Here is a 15,876-nt window from a genome sequence, read left to right on the forward strand (position 1 = left end):
GAACTTCGATTATTTAGCAATCGTCAATTCGTCAATAATGTTTTTAGCTCCAGCGTATTTGTCAATAAGCCAAAGTACATAACGAATATCAACGTTGATAGTTCTTTGTAATTTAGAATCAAAAATAACGTCTCCAGCCATAGCTTCGATGTTACCGTCAAAAGCAATTCCAATTAACTCACCTTTTCCGTTAAGAACCGGAGAACCTGAATTTCCACCTGTAATATCATTATCAGTTAAAAAGTTTACCGGCATGTAACCTGCTTTATCAGCATATTGACCGAAATCTTTTTTCTTGTTTAACTCTAGTAAACGTGCTGGTAAATCAAATTCCTGATCTCCTGCTTTATACTTTTTCACCATGCTTTCCATAGTAGTATAATTGTTGATCGCTGCATCATTACGCGGATCTGCAGGTAAAGCGCGAACTTTTCCGTAAGTCAATCTCAAAGTTGAGTTAGCATCTGGATATTTAATTGCATTCAATTTTGATTCTCTTAAACCTTCAACCAATTCGCGGTAAGCAGTTGCAAAACCATCATCAGCTTTTGCCTGATCATCTGTTTTAGAACGGTATTTAGTCAACAAATCATTAGAAATAATATACAAAGGATCATGTACAATTGCCAATGGTTTTGGATTAGCCATGAATGCTTGTATTTTTTCTTTAGATGAAAAATAACTCATTTCAGCTCCTTTAGTAACATCTGATGTAAAATCACCATTGTTAGCCGCTTTCATAGCTGCAATTTGAGTTGCCAAACCATATTCAGAAGCTTTTGAAGCATATAAGTTTAATTGTGCAATTAAAATATCTTTTTCTAACGGCTCATAAAACTCACCGTAGATATTTTCGATCATTGCATTAATTTTAGGAAGCATTTCTGCTTTTTTAGCGTCATTTTCGTTAAAGTAAGCGATCAATGCATTTCCTAAATTTGCAGGTCCTGTTGCATAGCTAGAAGTACGTAAAAGCTGCATTAAATAGTTATCATGACGCGCTTTTAAGTTTGTTTCTCTGTAATAATCGTTAATAGTTGGAATTACGTTTTCGTATTTCTCTTTATTTGCAGGTTTACTTGCCCACTCATAAAATTTATCTTCTTGTTCTGCTTTAGTATCAACCGTTCCTGCTTTTGTTAAAGCATCGATCATACCTTGACGGTTTTTCCAGTAATTTGCTGTAGAAGCATATTTAGAAGCATATTGTAAACGTACAGTTGCATCTTTATCCATATACTTTTTCATTACATCCATTCCGGTTTTAGCACCTTCAACCCATGCAGGATAAGCATATTTAATATTTTGCTCAATTCCTCCAGCCGGCATCCAGCGGTTTGTTCTTCCCGGATAACCTAAGATCATAGCAAAATCATTCTCTTTTACACCTTTAATACTTACTGGCAGATAGTGTTTTGGTTTCAAAGGCACATTGTCTTTAGAATACGCTGCAGGATTTCCGTCTTTATCAGCATAAACTCTAAACATTGAGAAATCTCCTGTTTGACGAGGCCATTCCCAGTTGTCTGTATCTCCACCAAATTTACCAACGCTTTCTGGTGGTGTTCCCACTAAACGAACGTCTGTATAATCCTGGTAAACGAAATAGTAATATTCATTTCCTTGAAAGAAAGGACGAACAGAAACTGTATATTTTCCGTTTTCGCTATTTTCTTTTTCAATCAGACTAATTTCCTGCTGAATGATTTTGTTTCTTTCAGTTTCAGTCATTTGATCGTTTACTTTAGACAAAATTCTTTTAGAAACATCATCCATACGAACAAAGAAACGAACATATAGAGATTTTGGTTTCATTTCGGCACTTTTTTGTTTAGCCCAGAAACCATCTTTCAAATAGTTTTGTTCTGCTGTAGAAAGTTCAGCAATTGCATTGTAACCACAGTGGTGGTTTGTTAAAACCAATCCTTCTTTTGAAACGATTTCAGCTGTACATCCTCCGTTGAATTGTACAATAGCATCTTTCAAACTATGGTGATTGATACTGTAAATTTCTTCGGCTGTTAATTGCAAGCCCATTTTTTCCATATCTCTATGGTTCAATCTTTCGATAAACATCAAAAACCACATTCCTTCATCGGCTCTCATAGGGAAAGTCATAAGGCACATGGTCAAGAATAAAACTATTTTTTTCATGTTATTTTGTTTAAGTTCTGCGAATATAACTCATTTTCAAAGAAAAAATAAACATTAAAGCAAAAAACAAAACAGATTGAATAGATTATTTGATGATTTTTCGAAATTCTTAATTAATCCTAAAACCAAATTAATTATTAAATATTTAAACTAACCCACAGAAAAATACCTAAAACTTATTTTAAAAATGATTTTAAAAATTAAAATCATGAATATTTTATAAAAATTAACTCACAATATAAAATTTTAAACTTAAAATATTTCTTACAATTATATTTATTCTAAATTTGCCGCCAATTAAATAAATTAACCATGAAAAAATTATTAGCAGCAGTTGTATTATTAATTACAACAATTGCAAGCGCACAAAAAAATTCTATATTATTAGGAGGAAATGTTGGATATGCTTCAGAAAAATTAGGAGATTCTAAACTTGAAAATTTCGAATTCTCACCAAGAGTTGGATACCAATTTGCAGAAAAATGGACTGCAGGAGTTGAAGGATCAATTATGAATGTAAAAACCATGGGAATAGACAAAACTGAAAAATATAAAATTGGAGGTTTTGTACGTTATTCAACTCCGCTTTCACAAATGTTTTCTGTTTTTGCAGATCTGGGTGCTGGGTATCAAAACACTTCATTAAATAATGCAAAAGGTTTTTATGCCAGCTTAACACCTGCTTTATTTATTAATATGAAAAATGGTTTTGGGTTAAACTTCTCTATTGGAGGAATAAACTATGACAACCTTGATGGAAAAAATGATCCGAGACAAGAAAATTTAGGTTTCAATTTTGGAAAAACTCTAAACATTGGGATTTCTAAGAATTTTGGACTATAAATTTTACAGGATTTAAGTTAGAAAGTCAAATCCTTTATACTTTTTGTTTTGTCACGCAGAAAGTAAAAAACCCGGCAATCTGCTTTGCCGGGTTTTATATTTATAGTAAAATGATATTATTCGTTTAGCATTTTCCAAAGCTTATCTTTTAAATCTGTTAAACCTTGCTGAGCAACAGACGAAATAAGCATGTACGGAATATCTTTAAAAGAAACGTCTAATTCAGCTTTTAATTCAGCCTTAAGTTCATCATCCAGCATATCACATTTTGAGATAACCAAAAGACGTTCTTTATCTAACATTTCAGGATTGTATTTTGTTAATTCATTCACCAAAATATCATATTCTGCTTTAATATCCGGAGTATCTACAGGAACTAAAAATAATAAAGTTGAATTACGTTCAATATGACGCAGAAAATAATGTCCTAAACCTTTTCCTTCTGCTGCACCTTCAATAATTCCGGGAATATCAGCAATTACAAAAGATTGAAAATCTCTGTAAGCAACAATTCCTAAATTTGGTTTTAGGGTTGTAAAAGGGTAATCGGCAATTTTTGGTTTTGCAGAAGTCAATACAGACAATAAAGTAGATTTTCCTGCATTAGGAAAACCAACTAAACCTACATCGGCCAAAACTTTAAGCTCAAGGATAACGTCCATTTCTAAACCAGGTAAACCTGGTTGTGCATAACGAGGCGTTTGATTTGTCGAACTTCTAAAATGCCAGTTTCCTAAACCTCCTTTTCCTCCTTTTGCCAGAATTCTTTTTTCACCGTCTTCTGTGATTTCAAAAAGTACCTCACCGGTTTCTTTGTCTTTTACAACAGTTCCTAATGGCACTTCAATAAATTTATCTTCTCCATCAGCTCCCGTACTTCTGTCTGATCCTCCATCTCCACCGTGACCAGCTTTAATATGGCGCGCAAACTTTAAATGAAATAATGTCCAGAGTCCTTTATTCCCAACTAAATACACATGTCCGCCTCGACCTCCGTCTCCACCGTCCGGACCGCCTTTTTCAATAAATTTCTCTCTATGTAAATGCGTAGATCCTTTTCCTCCCTTTCCGGATGAAACATATATCTTAACGTAATCTACAAAATTTCCTTCTGTCATTTTTCTGAATTTCAGATTTTAGATTTAGATTTTAGATTACTCCAATTTCTATTTCTAAATTCTATTTTATTTATTTTTCAGTGCCAGTCCAGATTTTCAGCACAAACTGCGGCTGAAAACTGCGACTGAAAACTTTTTTATTTATTCTTTAAGCGTTTTTACAAGCACTTTATCAATTTTAACACCATCCATGTCAACAACTTCCAGAACGAATTTCTGCCAAACGAGTTTTTCTCCTTCTTTAGGAATATGAGAAAGCTCAGTCATAATCATTCCGCTTACTGTGTTTACTTCGTAATCATTTGTCAGCTCATCTAACTCAAAATACGTTAAGAAATCGTGCAGCGAATAATGTCCGTCAACCAGCCATGATCCGTCTTCTCTTTCTATAAGCTGGAATTCATCTTTGTAAAATTCTGATGCATCTCCAACCAGCGCTTCCAGAATGTCATTTAAAGTAATCATTCCCTGAAAAACGCCGTATTCATCTGAAACTAATGCATAGTGAACTCCAGTTTTTTTGAAATTTTCCAAAGCTTTGTAAGCAGTAGTTTGTTCCATTAAATAAGGAGCATCTGTCATTATAGAAGCAAAATCAAAATTGTCGTTTTCGATATTAGCAAATATGTTTTTTAAAGTAACTACACCAACGATATCATCGTAATTTTCGTTGTAAACCGGATAAACGGCATGTAAATCCTGAACAACTAATTCTTTTATTTTAGTTCTATCAGCATTCAACGGAAGCATGTCTACTGATTTACGGTGTGTCATAAGCGAACTTACTTTTCGGTCGCCAATATGAAAAACACGCTCCACAATATCTTGTTCAATTTCCTGAACTTCTCCTACTTCTGTTCCTTCTTTAATGATAGCTTTAATTTCTTCTTCGGTAACTTTTCCGTCTGCAGTTGGTTTTATCTGAAAAATATTCAGTAAAAAATCTGTTGACGAAGTTAATAACCAAATAAAAGGTGCAGTAATTATCGAAATTACTTTCATTGGCATTGCAACCATTTTAGCAATCGATTCCGGATAATTTAATCCAATTCGTTTTGGCAGCAATTCTCCTAAAACCAGAGAGAAAAACGTTAAAACAACAACAACAATTCCTACTGCAACTGAGTGTGCGTAAGGTTTTAAAGCGACAAATCCTGCAACAAAAACCTCAACATCGGCCGTAATTTTATCTCCAGAATAAATACCCGTTAAAATTCCAATTAAGGTAATTCCAATTTGAACTGTCGATAAAAACTTGTTAGGCGAATTAGCCAGATCGAGTGCTGTTTTTGCACTTTTATTTCCTTTTTTTGCTGCTGTTTCCAGTCGGTTTTTTCTAGCTGAAATAAGGGCAATTTCAGACATAGAAAAAACTCCGTTTAATAGTATTAGAAAAAATATTATTAGTATTTCCAATGTTTAGTAGATTCGTTATTTATTTGGTTTTTCAATTATAAATTGCAACAGGGCTATTTTAATCCGTTTGTTACAAATTATCTATAACTGATGTTAAACGCTCTGTGATTTGTTCGATAGTTCCGATACCATCAACTGCGTAAAATTTGTTTTGATCTTTGTAATATCCAATTAAAGGAGCTGTTTTTTCGTTGTATTCCTGATATCTCACACGAATTTTTTCTTCGTCCTGATCGTCAGCTCTTCCGCTTGTTTTTCCTCTTTCAAGTAAGCGTTTTACCAAAATTTCGTCATCAGCTTCTAAAGCAATTGTAGCTGTTACGCTGGAACCAATTGTTGGTAAAAATTTATCTAATGCTTCTGCCTGATCTAAAGTTCTTGGATATCCGTCGAATAAAAATCCTGCACTATCCGGGTGTTTTTTTACTTCGTCAATTAACATTGCAGTTGTTACTTCACAAGGAACTAATTCTCCATTGTCCATAAAAACTCTTGCTTGTTTTCCTAGTTCAGTATCATTTTTTAAATTGAAACGAAAAATATCTCCTGTAGAAAGGTGAGTTAGATTGTATTTTTCTTTTAAAAATTCTGCCTGAGTTCCTTTTCCTGCACCAGGCTTTCCAAATAAAACGATGTTAATCATAATGAATGTACGTGTTGTTACTTCTTATTTTTCAAGAAGTTTTAAATGAATATATAGTTGTGTTTTGTTTATTATTCTGCTAATTTGTAAACTTCAGTCAGGTTTCTTCCTAAACCGTCATAGTCAAGTCCGTAACCTACAATGAATTTATTTGGGATTCTGATTCCCACATAATCAATTTTCATGTCTTTTTTATAAGCCTCTGGTTTAAAGAACAAAGCTGCTACTTTAAAATGCTTTACATTTTGTGCTTTAAATAAATGCTTCAACTCTTCGATTGTATTTCCTGTATCGACAATATCTTCTATAATGACAACACTTCGGCCTGACAAATCCTGATTAATTCCAATTAATTCTTTAACTGAATTTGTTGTTTCAGTTCCTTCATAAGAAGCCATTTTTATAAATGAAACTTCGCATGGTTTTTTATACTTTTTTAAAAAATCGGAAACCACCATAAAGGCACCGTTTAAAACTCCAATAAAAATAGGAGTATCATCTCCAAAATCATCTTCTACCTGAGCCGCTAATTTGGTTAAAGCAAAATCAATTTCTTTAGCCGAAATAAACGGAACAAATTGTTTATCGTGAAGTTGTATCATTATTTTTCTTTTTAAAATAATGGACAAAGATACAGAATTAGAACTTAACAGTTTATATCAAAATAAGCAGTCCAAGTATATTTTTTTACGAATGTTAAAGATCAGTTAATATTTACAAATCCCTTCTTGTCGCTATTTTTAATTTTATTAAATTGTTCTTATATAATTATTTAACTCCAAAAAACCAATGAAAAAATCCTTAATATTATTTTCAATACAACTATTGGCACTAATGACTGCCTGCAACGGGCAGGTGAAAAAAGAAGAAAAAGAAGCTTTAGCGAAACAGCCGGGCAATGTTGTTAAAACCGCGGTTGGAGACATTACGCTTCCTCCTCCTTATGCAACCGAATCTAAAACAAACAACAGCAAAGTTATTGGCTGGCCAAAAGATAAAACTCCTAAAGCACCGGAAGGTTTTACAGTAACAAAATTCGCAGATGGATTCGAAAATCCGCGTTGGACTTATATTGCTCCTAATCAGGATATTTTTGTAGTTGAAAGCGGAACAAGATCCAGTAAAAATCAAATTACGGTTTTACGCGATAAAGACAAAGATGGAAAATTTGAAACTCGTGAGGTTTTTATTTCTGGTTTAAACAAACCTTTTGGAATGCTGGTTTTAAAAGACTTTTTCTACATCGCAAATACTGACGGATTATACCGTTATCCTTATAAAAACAACCAGCTGAAATTAGAAACAAAAGGCGAAAAAATACTTGAACTTCCTGCCGGAGGTTATAACAATCACTGGACACGAAATTTATTAGCAAGTCCAGACGGAAGCAAAATTTATGTTTCTGTAGGTTCAGGAAGTAATAATGCTGAACATGGTGTAGACAAAGAAGTTCGCCGAGCCGGTATTTTGGAAATTAACCCTGACGGAACTGGTGAAAAAATCTACGCTTCGGGACTTCGAAATCCGGTTGGAATGGACTGGAATCCTGTTAATAAAGAACTTTGGACTGCGGTAAACGAACGTGATGAATTAGGCGATGACTTAGTTCCGGATTATATTACAAGTGTAAAAAGAGATGGCTTTTATGGATGGCCTTATTCTTATTTTGGAAGTATTCCTGATCCAAGAATGAAAGGCGAAAGAAAAGATTTAGTTGAAAAAGCAATTGTTCCGGATGTTCCGGTTGGTGCTCATACAGCATCGTTAGGATTAGCTTTTTACACAAAAGATGCTTTTCCTGCAAAATATAAAAATGGTGTTTTCGTTGGACAGCACGGATCTTGGAACCGCTCCAAAATTTCGGGTTACAAAGTTTTATTCGTTCCTTTTAAAGATGGAAAACCTTCGGGAAAACCAGAAGATTTTTTAACAGGTTTTATTTCTGATGAAAATAAAGCAGAAGTTTACGGGCGTCCGGTTGCCGTGACGGTTATGAACGATGGGACGCTTTTAGTAAATGACGACAGCAGTAACACCATTTGGAAAGTGACAGCCAAATAAATATTTTAAATTCCAAATTCTAAAACCCAAATTCAAATCTGGATAGGGATTAGAACCAACTATAAAGAAAATTTTAAACACATAGAGACATAGATTTTTGCTTAAAAAGAAGTTGTTAAATACATGAAACGCCTTTTTTGCCTCAATCAATGCTGTGTTTCTATGTGTTTTAAAAAAACGCTGCCCTTTAATTTTATCTTATGATTTTAAAAAAATATTGTTTTCTTCTTTTTGTTCTTTTTGTTTTTCAAAACATAGCAGCACAAAAAAAGGGAAGCAAAACTATTGATTCTCTTAAAACTGAAAAGCTTAAAGAAGTTGTTATCAGTTCACTGCACATTAATAATAGTTTATTAAATACTCCCGCTTCGATAGGTGTTCTTTCAAAAAAAGATTTACTGCAAAATAATACCACAGATATTACAACGGTAATCAATACAATTCCAGGTGTATTTATGCAGTCTTCTAATTTTACAACAAGCCGAATTTCCATTCGCGGTATTGGTGCAAGAACTACCTACGGAACCAATAAAATCAGAGCTTTTTATGGCAGTATTCCATTAACATCCGGAAACAGCGAAACGGTTATTGATGATATTGATCTCGAAAACCTTAATCAAATCGAAATTATTAAAGGACCGCTTTCGAGTGTTTATGGCGCAGGTTTGGGCGGTGCAATTTTAATTTCACCTCAACTTTCTAACAACGGAAATCAAAGTGCCGGAATAAGTACTGTTTTCGGTTCTTTTGGATTATTAAAAAACAGCCTGAATTTTGGTTCAGATGAAAAATCAGGAAGTTTGAACATCAGCTACCACAATTTAAAAACGGATGGCTGGCGGGAAAACAGCTCCTATAATCGCGAAGGAATTACACTTGCCGGAGAATTATTCCGAAAAGAAAACAGCAAACTTACCTACTTTTCAAATTATACTTATTTAAAGGCTTTTATTCCGAGTTCGATTAGTAAAGAAGTTTTTAATACAAATCCAAAAGCCGGAGCGCCAACCTGGGTTGCCTCAAAAGGATATAAAGAATACAAATCGGTTTTGGGCGGACTTGCTTATGATTTTAAGATTAATGAAAATTTGAAGAATTCAACTTCAGTTTTTATCAATTATAAAGACAGCAACGAACCTCGTCCGTTTGATATTCTTCGTCAATATACATTTGCTACAGGTGCAAGAACTCAGTTTTCAGGAAATTTTAAAATTGGAAGAGTCGAAAATCAGTTTATTGCCGGTGCAGAATATTTTACAGATACTTATAATGGGAATACTTTTCAAAATCTTTATCAGCAAAATAATGGTTTAGGAAGTCTGCAGGGAAATCAACTTACAGAAACGGATCAAAAAAGACATTTCTACAATATATTTTCCCAATTAAGAACTTTATTATCTGATCAATTAGAAATTCAGGCAGGTTTAAATTATAATAAAACCAGATTTGACCTCAACAATTATACAGAAAACATCAATGAAGAATATAGTTATGATGGCATTTTCTCGCCGCAAATTTCATTTCTATACAAACCAAATTCTTTAAAAACACTTTATTTTTCTGTAAGCCGGGGATTTTCACTTCCTGCAACAGAAGAAACACTTACAAGTGAAGGCAAAATCAATCCTGACATAAAACCTGAAAACGGATATAATTTTGAAGTCGGTGGAAAATTCTACTTTTTCAACAAAAGACTTTATACCGAAATGTCTTTGTACCGAATGGAGATTAAAGACTTACTAGTTGCCAAAAGAGTCGGCGATGACCAATATGTGGGCACAAATGCGGGAAAAACATTTCATGAAGGAATCGAAATTACTTTAAATCACAATTGGCCCATTAATCGTTTTTTGGCGTTGAACTCTTATTTAGCAGGATCTATAGGGAATTACAAATTCAAGGAATTTATTGACAGCGGTAATGATTTTTCTGGAAACAAACTAACAGGAGTTGCCCCTCAAAAAATTAATGCAGGCATAACATTAAATACCAATATTGGCGTTTACTTTAGTACTGATTATCAATTTGTGGGAGAAATTCAGTTAAATGATGCCAACACAGCATATTCAGATTCATACACTATTCTAAATTTAAAAACAGGTTATCGATTTGAAATTTTACGAGATTTAACGAGCCATATTTCTGCCGGGGTAAACAATGTAACCAATGAGAAATATGCTTCGCTGATTCTGCCAAATGCAGTGCCTACAGGAAACTCATCTCCACGATATTATTATCCGGGACTTCCTGTAAATTATTACGGAGCCGTATCCTTAAATTATTTATTTTAGATGCTTGAAACCAAAACAAATTCAATGACCGTACTTTCTGAATTACAGGAAAAACTGGATTATGTAAGCGCTTATCGGGAAAACCGTTTAAAGTGCGCACAGGATGTTCTCGAAAATCCATATTTGTTTAATGAATTAATTTCGATTTGTTTTTCTCCCGAAGACAAAAACAATCACAAAGCCTGCTGGATTTTAGAATTTGTATCGTATGAAGAATTGCTTTGGCTGCAGCCTCATCTCGATTTTTTCTTTTCGAATCTAAAAGTTTTAAAAGATGAAAGTTCTATTCGCCCTATTGCAAAAGTCGTACAGCTCTTAGTAAAATCGCATTATAAAAAAGACGAAAATAGTATTCATCTATCAGAAAAAAATCTTCAGGACTGCATAGAGACAAGTTTTGACTGGCTTATTAACGACGTAAAAGTTGCGACAAAAGCGTATTCTATAAGAACATTATATGTTTTAGGAAACCACTACGACTGGATTCATCCAGAATTACAAATCATCCTGAATAAAGATTACGGAGATCATTCGGCAGCTTACAAAGCCGTTGCACGTGAAGTTTTAAAAAAAATTGAATAGTTTTAATAGCCACGAATTCACGAATTATTTTTAAACATAGATTTAATAAAAATTCGAGAATTCGTGGCAAAAACAAAAAGTAGAAAATCATTTTAATCCTTTTAATCTGTGGCGAGACTTAAAAATAATTCGTGCAGTTCGGGGCAGAAAAACTAAATTTTGGCTGAAAAAAGATTAAAAAGTATCTTTGCAAAAACACAACTCAAAATGAATTATTTTTCTTCTGATTTTAAATTAGGAATATTAGGCGGCGGACAATTAGGCAAAATGCTTTTGTTCGACACCAGAAAATTTGACATACAAACTTACGTTCTGGATCCAAGTGACGAAGCGCCAAGTAAAATTGCCTGCAACAAATTCTTTAAAGGCGATTTAATGGATTATGAAACGGTTTACAACTTTGGAAAACAAGTCGATGTTCTGACTTTTGAAATCGAATTGGTAAACCTTGAAGCTTTAACGCAGTTAGAAAACGAAGGCGTAAAAGTATATCCGTCTCCTAAAACTTTAAAAGGAATTCAGAATAAAGGAACTCAAAAAGATTTTTATACTCAAAGTAATATCCCAACTGCATCGTATTTACGTTTTGAAAGTCCTGCACATTTGCAAAAATCTGTTGGAAACAACGAAATCACCATTCCGTTTGTATGGAAATGCACAGAGTTTGGTTACGACGGAAATGGCGTAAAAGTAATTCGTCAGATTTCTGATATGGACGATTTACCAAATGTAGAATGTATTGCAGAAATGATGGTACCGTTCAAAAACGAATTGGCGGTAATTGTAGTAAGAAATCCATCTGGAGAAATTAAAACATATCCAGTTGTAGAAATGGAATTTCACCCAGAAGCCAATCAGGTTGAATACGTAATCTGCCCGGCAAGAATCGACGAAAAAGTAGCTGAAAAAGCCAGAGCAATTGCTTTGAATGTTTCGGAGAAATTTAATCATGTTGGACTTTTGGCTGTTGAAATGTTCCAGACTCAGGACGATGAAATTTTGGTGAATGAAGTAGCGCCGCGTCCGCACAATTCAGGACATTATTCAATCGAAGCAAGCTACACTTCACAATTCGAAAATCATTTACGTGCTATTTTAGATCTTCCGTTAGGAAACACAGACAGTAAAGTTGCCGGAATTATGGTAAATTTAGTGGGTGCCGAAGGTCATTCTGGAAATGTAGTATATGAAAACATCGAAACCATTTTAGGATGGGATGGCGTTACGCCGCATATTTACGGTAAAAAAGAAACTCGCCCTTTCAGAAAAATGGGACACGTTACAATCGTAAATGAAAACATGCAGGAAGCCAGAAGAATTGCACAAGAAGTTAAGAATACTATTAAAGTGATTAGTGAATAGTAATTAGTGATTAGTCACTGTTTATAACTTAAAACAAAATAAACAGTTTTCAGTATCGGTTTTCAGTTTCCAAAAACTTGAAACCTGAAACCTGAAACAAAACAAACAAAAACACAATGAGCAAAGTAGCCATTATAATGGGAAGCATCTCAGACATGCCAGTTATGCAGGATGCAATCGACATATTAAAACAATTTAATGTAGAAGTTGAAGTAGATATCGTTTCGGCACACAGAACGCCGGAGAAATTATTCGATTTCAGCAAAAATGCACACAACCGCGGTATTTCGGTAATTATTGCCGGAGCGGGCGGTGCAGCGCATTTACCAGGAATGGTGGCTTCAATGTCTCCGCTTCCAGTAATTGGAGTTCCAGTAAAATCAAGCAATTCGATTGATGGCTGGGATTCAGTATTATCAATCCTGCAAATGCCAGGCGGCGTTCCTGTTGCAACTGTAGCTTTAAACGGTGCAAAAAATGCTGGGATCTTAGCAGCACAAATCATTGGAAGCCATGACAAAAAAGTTTTAGATACTATCATTTCTTATAAAGAAGAATTGAAAGCTGCGGTTAATAAAGCGGCTGAAGGTTTGAAGAAGTAATTTCTCAGAGATATATAAAAGAAGACACAGAGGCGCACAATTTTTTTGTGAATCTCTGTGTTTTTTTCTTAGTGAATCTTTGCGAAACAAGCTGCTTCAAGAATTAACTAATCATTATAAAAATTTCTAAAAGAAAAACTTAACTTTGAGAAAAAAGCAAAATGAACATTCAAACTTCTAAAATAGAGCTCGCTAAAATTGTTTTAGACATTGATAATCCTGATTTAATTCAGGAAATTGTTGACTTAATTCAATCTAAAGAAAGCCTTTCCAAAGAGCAAAAAAGCAATATAAATGAGGCTATTTATTCTTTAGATAATAATGAAGGAATTCAGCATGATGTTGTTATGGAAGAAACCAAAAATCGTTATTCAAAATATTTTAAATAATGAATGTAACTTGGGCTCCACAAGCTAAAAAAGACTTTTGGAACAACATCGATTATTTAGAAGGCGAATGGTCTGAAAAAGCTGCTCAAAATTTCATCGACAAAGTAAATACCACAATAGAGCTTTTAAAAAATGACAATGTTTTATTTATAAAAACAAACTTCAAAAGCGTTTATAAAATTGTCATTACCAAACATATTTCACTTTATTATCGTATCGAAAACACTAATTTAGAGTTACTTCGATTTTGGAATACTTTTCAGGATACGGAGAAATTCAAATTATGATTTTCTAATTTTATATTTTTAAACAGCATACACAATATGAGCGTTTTAACACAATACTTTAACACCAAACATAACACCGCGCCTTTTTCGCAAATTAAAATCGAAGATTATGTTCCTGCTTTTAACGAAGGAATTGCATTGGCTAAAGCCGAAATTGATGCGATCGTAAATAATCCGGATGCACCCACTTTTGAAAACACAATTGTGGCAATGGATTATTCTGGCGACATTTTAGATCGTCTTTCTAGTATTTTCTTCAATTTAAATTCGGCTGAAACGAATGACGAAATGCAGAAAATTGCGCAGGAAGTTTCGCCTCTACTTTCAGAATTTGGAAATGACATTCGCTTAAATGCTGAATTATTTGCGAAAGTAAAAGCGGTTTATGATCAAAAAGAAAGTTTAAATCTGAATCCAGAGCAAACTACTTTATTAGACAAAAAGTACAAAAGCTTTTCGAGAAACGGAGCTAATCTGCCAGAAGACAAGAAAAACCAGTTAAGAGAAATTGACAAAGAATTATCGAAATTGAGCTTGCAGTTTGGCGAAAATGTTTTAGCAGAAACCAACAACTTCGAACTGCATTTAACTGATGAAAAAGATTTATCTGGCTTACCAGAGGGAACAATCGAAGCTGCTAGATTATTAGCTAAAAATCAGGAAAAAGAAGGCTGGATTTTCACATTAGATCATCCAAGTTACATTCCGTTTTTAACTTATGCTGATAATCGCGAACTGCGTAAAAAAATGGCGATTGCTTTTGGCGCAAAAGCATTTCAGAATAACGAATTCAACAATGAAGAAAACGTACTAAAAATTGCCAAACTTCGTCATGAAAGAGCCAATTTATTAGGTTATAAAACACATGCGCATTTTGTTCTCGAAGAAAGAATGGCCGAAAGTCCAGAGAAAGTTTTCTCTTTTTTAAATGATTTATTGGCAAAAGCAAAACCAGCTGCTCAAAAAGAATTTGCTGAATTAACCGCTTTTGCGAAAGAATTAGACGGAATAGAACAATTAGAAAAATGGGACGGCGCTTATTATTCTGAAAAATTAAAACAACAGCTTTTTAATTTAGATGATGAAAAGCTGAAACCTTATTTTCAATTAGAAAAAGTTTTAGACGGTGCATTTATAGTTGCCAAAAAATTATACGGTTTAACTTTTACTGAGGTTTTTGATATTGATAAATACCACGAAGAAGTTACCACTTATGAAGTAAGAGATGCTGATAATAATTTAGTTTCTATTTTCTATGCTGATTTCTTCCCAAGAAAAGGAAAAAGAAACGGTGCTTGGATGACTTCATTCAAATCGCAATATGTAAAAGACGGCGTAAACGAAAGACCACATATTTCTAACGTTTGTAATTTTACAAAACCAACAGAAACAAAACCTTCATTATTAACTTTTAATGAAGTAACGACTTTATTCCACGAATTCGGACACGGATTACACGGAATGCTGGCTGATACAGTTTACCCAAGTTTGTCCGGAACTTCTGTTTACTGGGATTTCGTAGAATTACCAAGTCAGATTATGGAAAACTGGTGTTACGAGCCGGAAGCTTTGGCTTTGTTTGCGAATCACTATGAAACGGGAGAAATTATTCCGATTGAGTACGTTCAGAAAATTAAAGAAAGTGCAAGTTTCCAAGAAGGTTTAGCAACTTTACGCCAATTAAGTTTTGGATTATTAGATATGGCTTGGCACGGACAAGATCCAACTAATATTACTGATCTTAAAGCTTTCGAAACAGAACAATTTGCTAACACACAATTGTATCCTGATGTAAAAGAAAATGCCATGAGTACCGCTTTCTCTCATATTTTTCAAGGCGGGTATTCTTCTGGATATTACAGCTACAAATGGGCTGAAGTTCTCGATGCAGATGCTTTCGAATATTTCCATGAAAATGGAATTTTCAACGAAGAAATTGCTAAGAAATTTAAAGATAACGTTCTTTCAAAAGGAGGAACAGAACATCCAATGACTTTATACAAACGTTTTAGAGGTCAGGAACCAAAACCGGAAGCTTTATTGAAAAGAGCGGGATTGTTATAGAGATACTAAGTTTCTAAGATACTATCCCGATAGCTATCGGGACTAAGTTGCGGAGTTTTTTAGA

14 protein-coding genes are annotated in these 15,876 nt (G+C 33.9%); 9 read left to right on the forward strand and 5 right to left on the reverse strand.

The annotated features are described in order from the left end of the window. Positions 1 to 9 precede the first annotated feature (9 nt). Complete coding sequence (locus tag PQ462_RS21045) at positions 10 to 2,154, reverse strand: S46 family peptidase (RefSeq protein ID WP_274251450.1); 2,145 nt, start codon at positions 2,152 to 2,154, stop codon at positions 10 to 12. A 312-nt stretch (positions 2,155 to 2,466) separates the two neighbouring features. Here PQ462_RS21045 and PQ462_RS21050 point away from each other — a divergent pair, with 312 nt between their 5' ends. Beyond that, entirely contained in the window at positions 2,467 to 2,997 is a 531-nt protein-coding gene (locus tag PQ462_RS21050; RefSeq protein ID WP_274251451.1) for an outer membrane beta-barrel protein, read from the forward strand. 116 nt (positions 2,998 to 3,113) lie between these two features. Here PQ462_RS21050 and obgE read toward each other — a convergent pair whose 3' ends face one another. The 4 genes from obgE to hpt all read right to left on the reverse strand — a co-directional run bounded on the left by obgE (position 3,114) and on the right by hpt (position 6,776). After that, the gene (gene obgE / locus PQ462_RS21055) at positions 3,114 to 4,115 is read right to left on the reverse strand and encodes a GTPase ObgE (protein ID WP_012022510.1); all 1,002 of its coding nucleotides are present in this window, start codon (positions 4,113 to 4,115) and stop codon (positions 3,114 to 3,116) included. A 141-nt stretch (positions 4,116 to 4,256) separates the two neighbouring features. Further along, the gene (locus PQ462_RS21060) at positions 4,257 to 5,531 is read right to left on the reverse strand and encodes a hemolysin family protein (protein WP_274251452.1); all 1,275 of its coding nucleotides are present in this window, start codon (positions 5,529 to 5,531) and stop codon (positions 4,257 to 4,259) included. 70 nt (positions 5,532 to 5,601) lie between these two features. After that, the gene (locus PQ462_RS21065; RefSeq protein WP_012022512.1) at positions 5,602 to 6,174 is read right to left on the reverse strand and encodes an adenylate kinase; all 573 of its coding nucleotides are present in this window, start codon (positions 6,172 to 6,174) and stop codon (positions 5,602 to 5,604) included. Between the two features lie 71 nt (positions 6,175 to 6,245). After that, a complete protein-coding gene (gene hpt / locus PQ462_RS21070) occupies positions 6,246 to 6,776 on the reverse strand; it encodes a hypoxanthine phosphoribosyltransferase (protein ID WP_073409078.1) in 531 nt (176 codons plus the stop codon). Between the two features lie 187 nt (positions 6,777 to 6,963). On the opposite strand from hpt, the gene PQ462_RS21075 reads away from it, so the two are divergent. The 8 genes from PQ462_RS21075 to PQ462_RS21110 all read left to right on the forward strand — a co-directional run bounded on the left by PQ462_RS21075 (position 6,964) and on the right by PQ462_RS21110 (position 15,812). Further along, a complete protein-coding gene (locus PQ462_RS21075) occupies positions 6,964 to 8,235 on the forward strand; it encodes a PQQ-dependent sugar dehydrogenase (RefSeq protein WP_274251453.1) in 1,272 nt (423 codons plus the stop codon). A 200-nt stretch (positions 8,236 to 8,435) separates the two neighbouring features. Then, complete coding sequence (locus tag PQ462_RS21080; protein WP_274251454.1) at positions 8,436 to 10,526, forward strand: TonB-dependent receptor; 2,091 nt, start codon at positions 8,436 to 8,438, stop codon at positions 10,524 to 10,526. A 24-nt stretch (positions 10,527 to 10,550) separates the two neighbouring features. Beyond that, positions 10,551 to 11,108, forward strand: coding sequence for a hypothetical protein (locus tag PQ462_RS21085; protein ID WP_274251455.1), 558 nt, complete (start codon positions 10,551 to 10,553; stop codon positions 11,106 to 11,108). Positions 11,109 to 11,315: 207 nt separating this feature from the next. Beyond that, entirely contained in the window at positions 11,316 to 12,470 is a 1,155-nt protein-coding gene (locus tag PQ462_RS21090; RefSeq protein ID WP_274251456.1) for a 5-(carboxyamino)imidazole ribonucleotide synthase, read from the forward strand. A 116-nt stretch (positions 12,471 to 12,586) separates the two neighbouring features. Further along, positions 12,587 to 13,072 carry a 5-(carboxyamino)imidazole ribonucleotide mutase gene (gene purE, locus PQ462_RS21095; RefSeq protein WP_073418297.1) on the forward strand — a complete coding sequence of 162 codons (486 nt, stop codon included), beginning with the start codon at positions 12,587 to 12,589 and terminating at the stop codon, positions 13,070 to 13,072. A gap of 161 nt (positions 13,073 to 13,233) precedes the next feature. Next, positions 13,234 to 13,461: a hypothetical protein gene (locus tag PQ462_RS21100; protein ID WP_274251457.1), complete on the forward strand. Its 228-nt coding sequence runs from the start codon at positions 13,234 to 13,236 to the stop codon at positions 13,459 to 13,461. Next, entirely contained in the window at positions 13,461 to 13,748 is a 288-nt protein-coding gene (locus tag PQ462_RS21105) for a type II toxin-antitoxin system RelE/ParE family toxin (RefSeq protein WP_274251458.1), read from the forward strand. The genes PQ462_RS21100 and PQ462_RS21105 overlap by 1 nt, the downstream gene beginning before the upstream one ends. 36 nt (positions 13,749 to 13,784) lie before the next feature. Further along, positions 13,785 to 15,812, forward strand: coding sequence for a M3 family metallopeptidase (locus PQ462_RS21110; protein ID WP_274251459.1), 2,028 nt, complete (start codon positions 13,785 to 13,787; stop codon positions 15,810 to 15,812). The last annotated feature ends 64 nt before the right edge of the window (positions 15,813 to 15,876 follow it).

The sequence above is a fragment of the Flavobacterium sp. KACC 22758 genome (assembly GCF_028736135.1).
Taxonomy (GTDB): Bacteria; Bacteroidota; Bacteroidia; order Flavobacteriales; family Flavobacteriaceae; genus Flavobacterium; species Flavobacterium johnsoniae.

Excerpts from the sequence above, each read along its gene's own strand:
- hpt (WP_073409078.1), bottom strand. The coding sequence starts at position 6,776 with ATGATACAACTTCACGATAAACAATTTGTTCCGTTTATTTCGGCTAAA.
- PQ462_RS21100 (WP_274251457.1), top strand. The coding sequence starts at position 13,234 with ATGAACATTCAAACTTCTAAAATAGAGCTCGCTAAAATTGTTTTAGAC.
- purE (WP_073418297.1), top strand. The coding sequence starts at position 12,587 with ATGAGCAAAGTAGCCATTATAATGGGAAGCATCTCAGACATGCCAGTT.
- PQ462_RS21105 (WP_274251458.1), top strand. The coding sequence starts at position 13,461 with ATGAATGTAACTTGGGCTCCACAAGCTAAAAAAGACTTTTGGAACAAC.
- obgE (WP_012022510.1), bottom strand. The coding sequence starts at position 4,115 with ATGACAGAAGGAAATTTTGTAGATTACGTTAAGATATATGTTTCATCC.
- PQ462_RS21075 (WP_274251453.1), top strand. The coding sequence starts at position 6,964 with ATGAAAAAATCCTTAATATTATTTTCAATACAACTATTGGCACTAATG.
- PQ462_RS21050 (WP_274251451.1), top strand. The coding sequence starts at position 2,467 with ATGAAAAAATTATTAGCAGCAGTTGTATTATTAATTACAACAATTGCA.
- PQ462_RS21045 (WP_274251450.1), bottom strand. The coding sequence starts at position 2,154 with ATGAAAAAAATAGTTTTATTCTTGACCATGTGCCTTATGACTTTCCCT.
- PQ462_RS21080 (WP_274251454.1), top strand. The coding sequence starts at position 8,436 with ATGATTTTAAAAAAATATTGTTTTCTTCTTTTTGTTCTTTTTGTTTTT.
- PQ462_RS21090 (WP_274251456.1), top strand. The coding sequence starts at position 11,316 with ATGAATTATTTTTCTTCTGATTTTAAATTAGGAATATTAGGCGGCGGA.
- PQ462_RS21110 (WP_274251459.1), top strand. The coding sequence starts at position 13,785 with ATGAGCGTTTTAACACAATACTTTAACACCAAACATAACACCGCGCCT.
- PQ462_RS21065 (WP_012022512.1), bottom strand. The coding sequence starts at position 6,174 with ATGATTAACATCGTTTTATTTGGAAAGCCTGGTGCAGGAAAAGGAACT.
- PQ462_RS21085 (WP_274251455.1), top strand. The coding sequence starts at position 10,551 with ATGACCGTACTTTCTGAATTACAGGAAAAACTGGATTATGTAAGCGCT.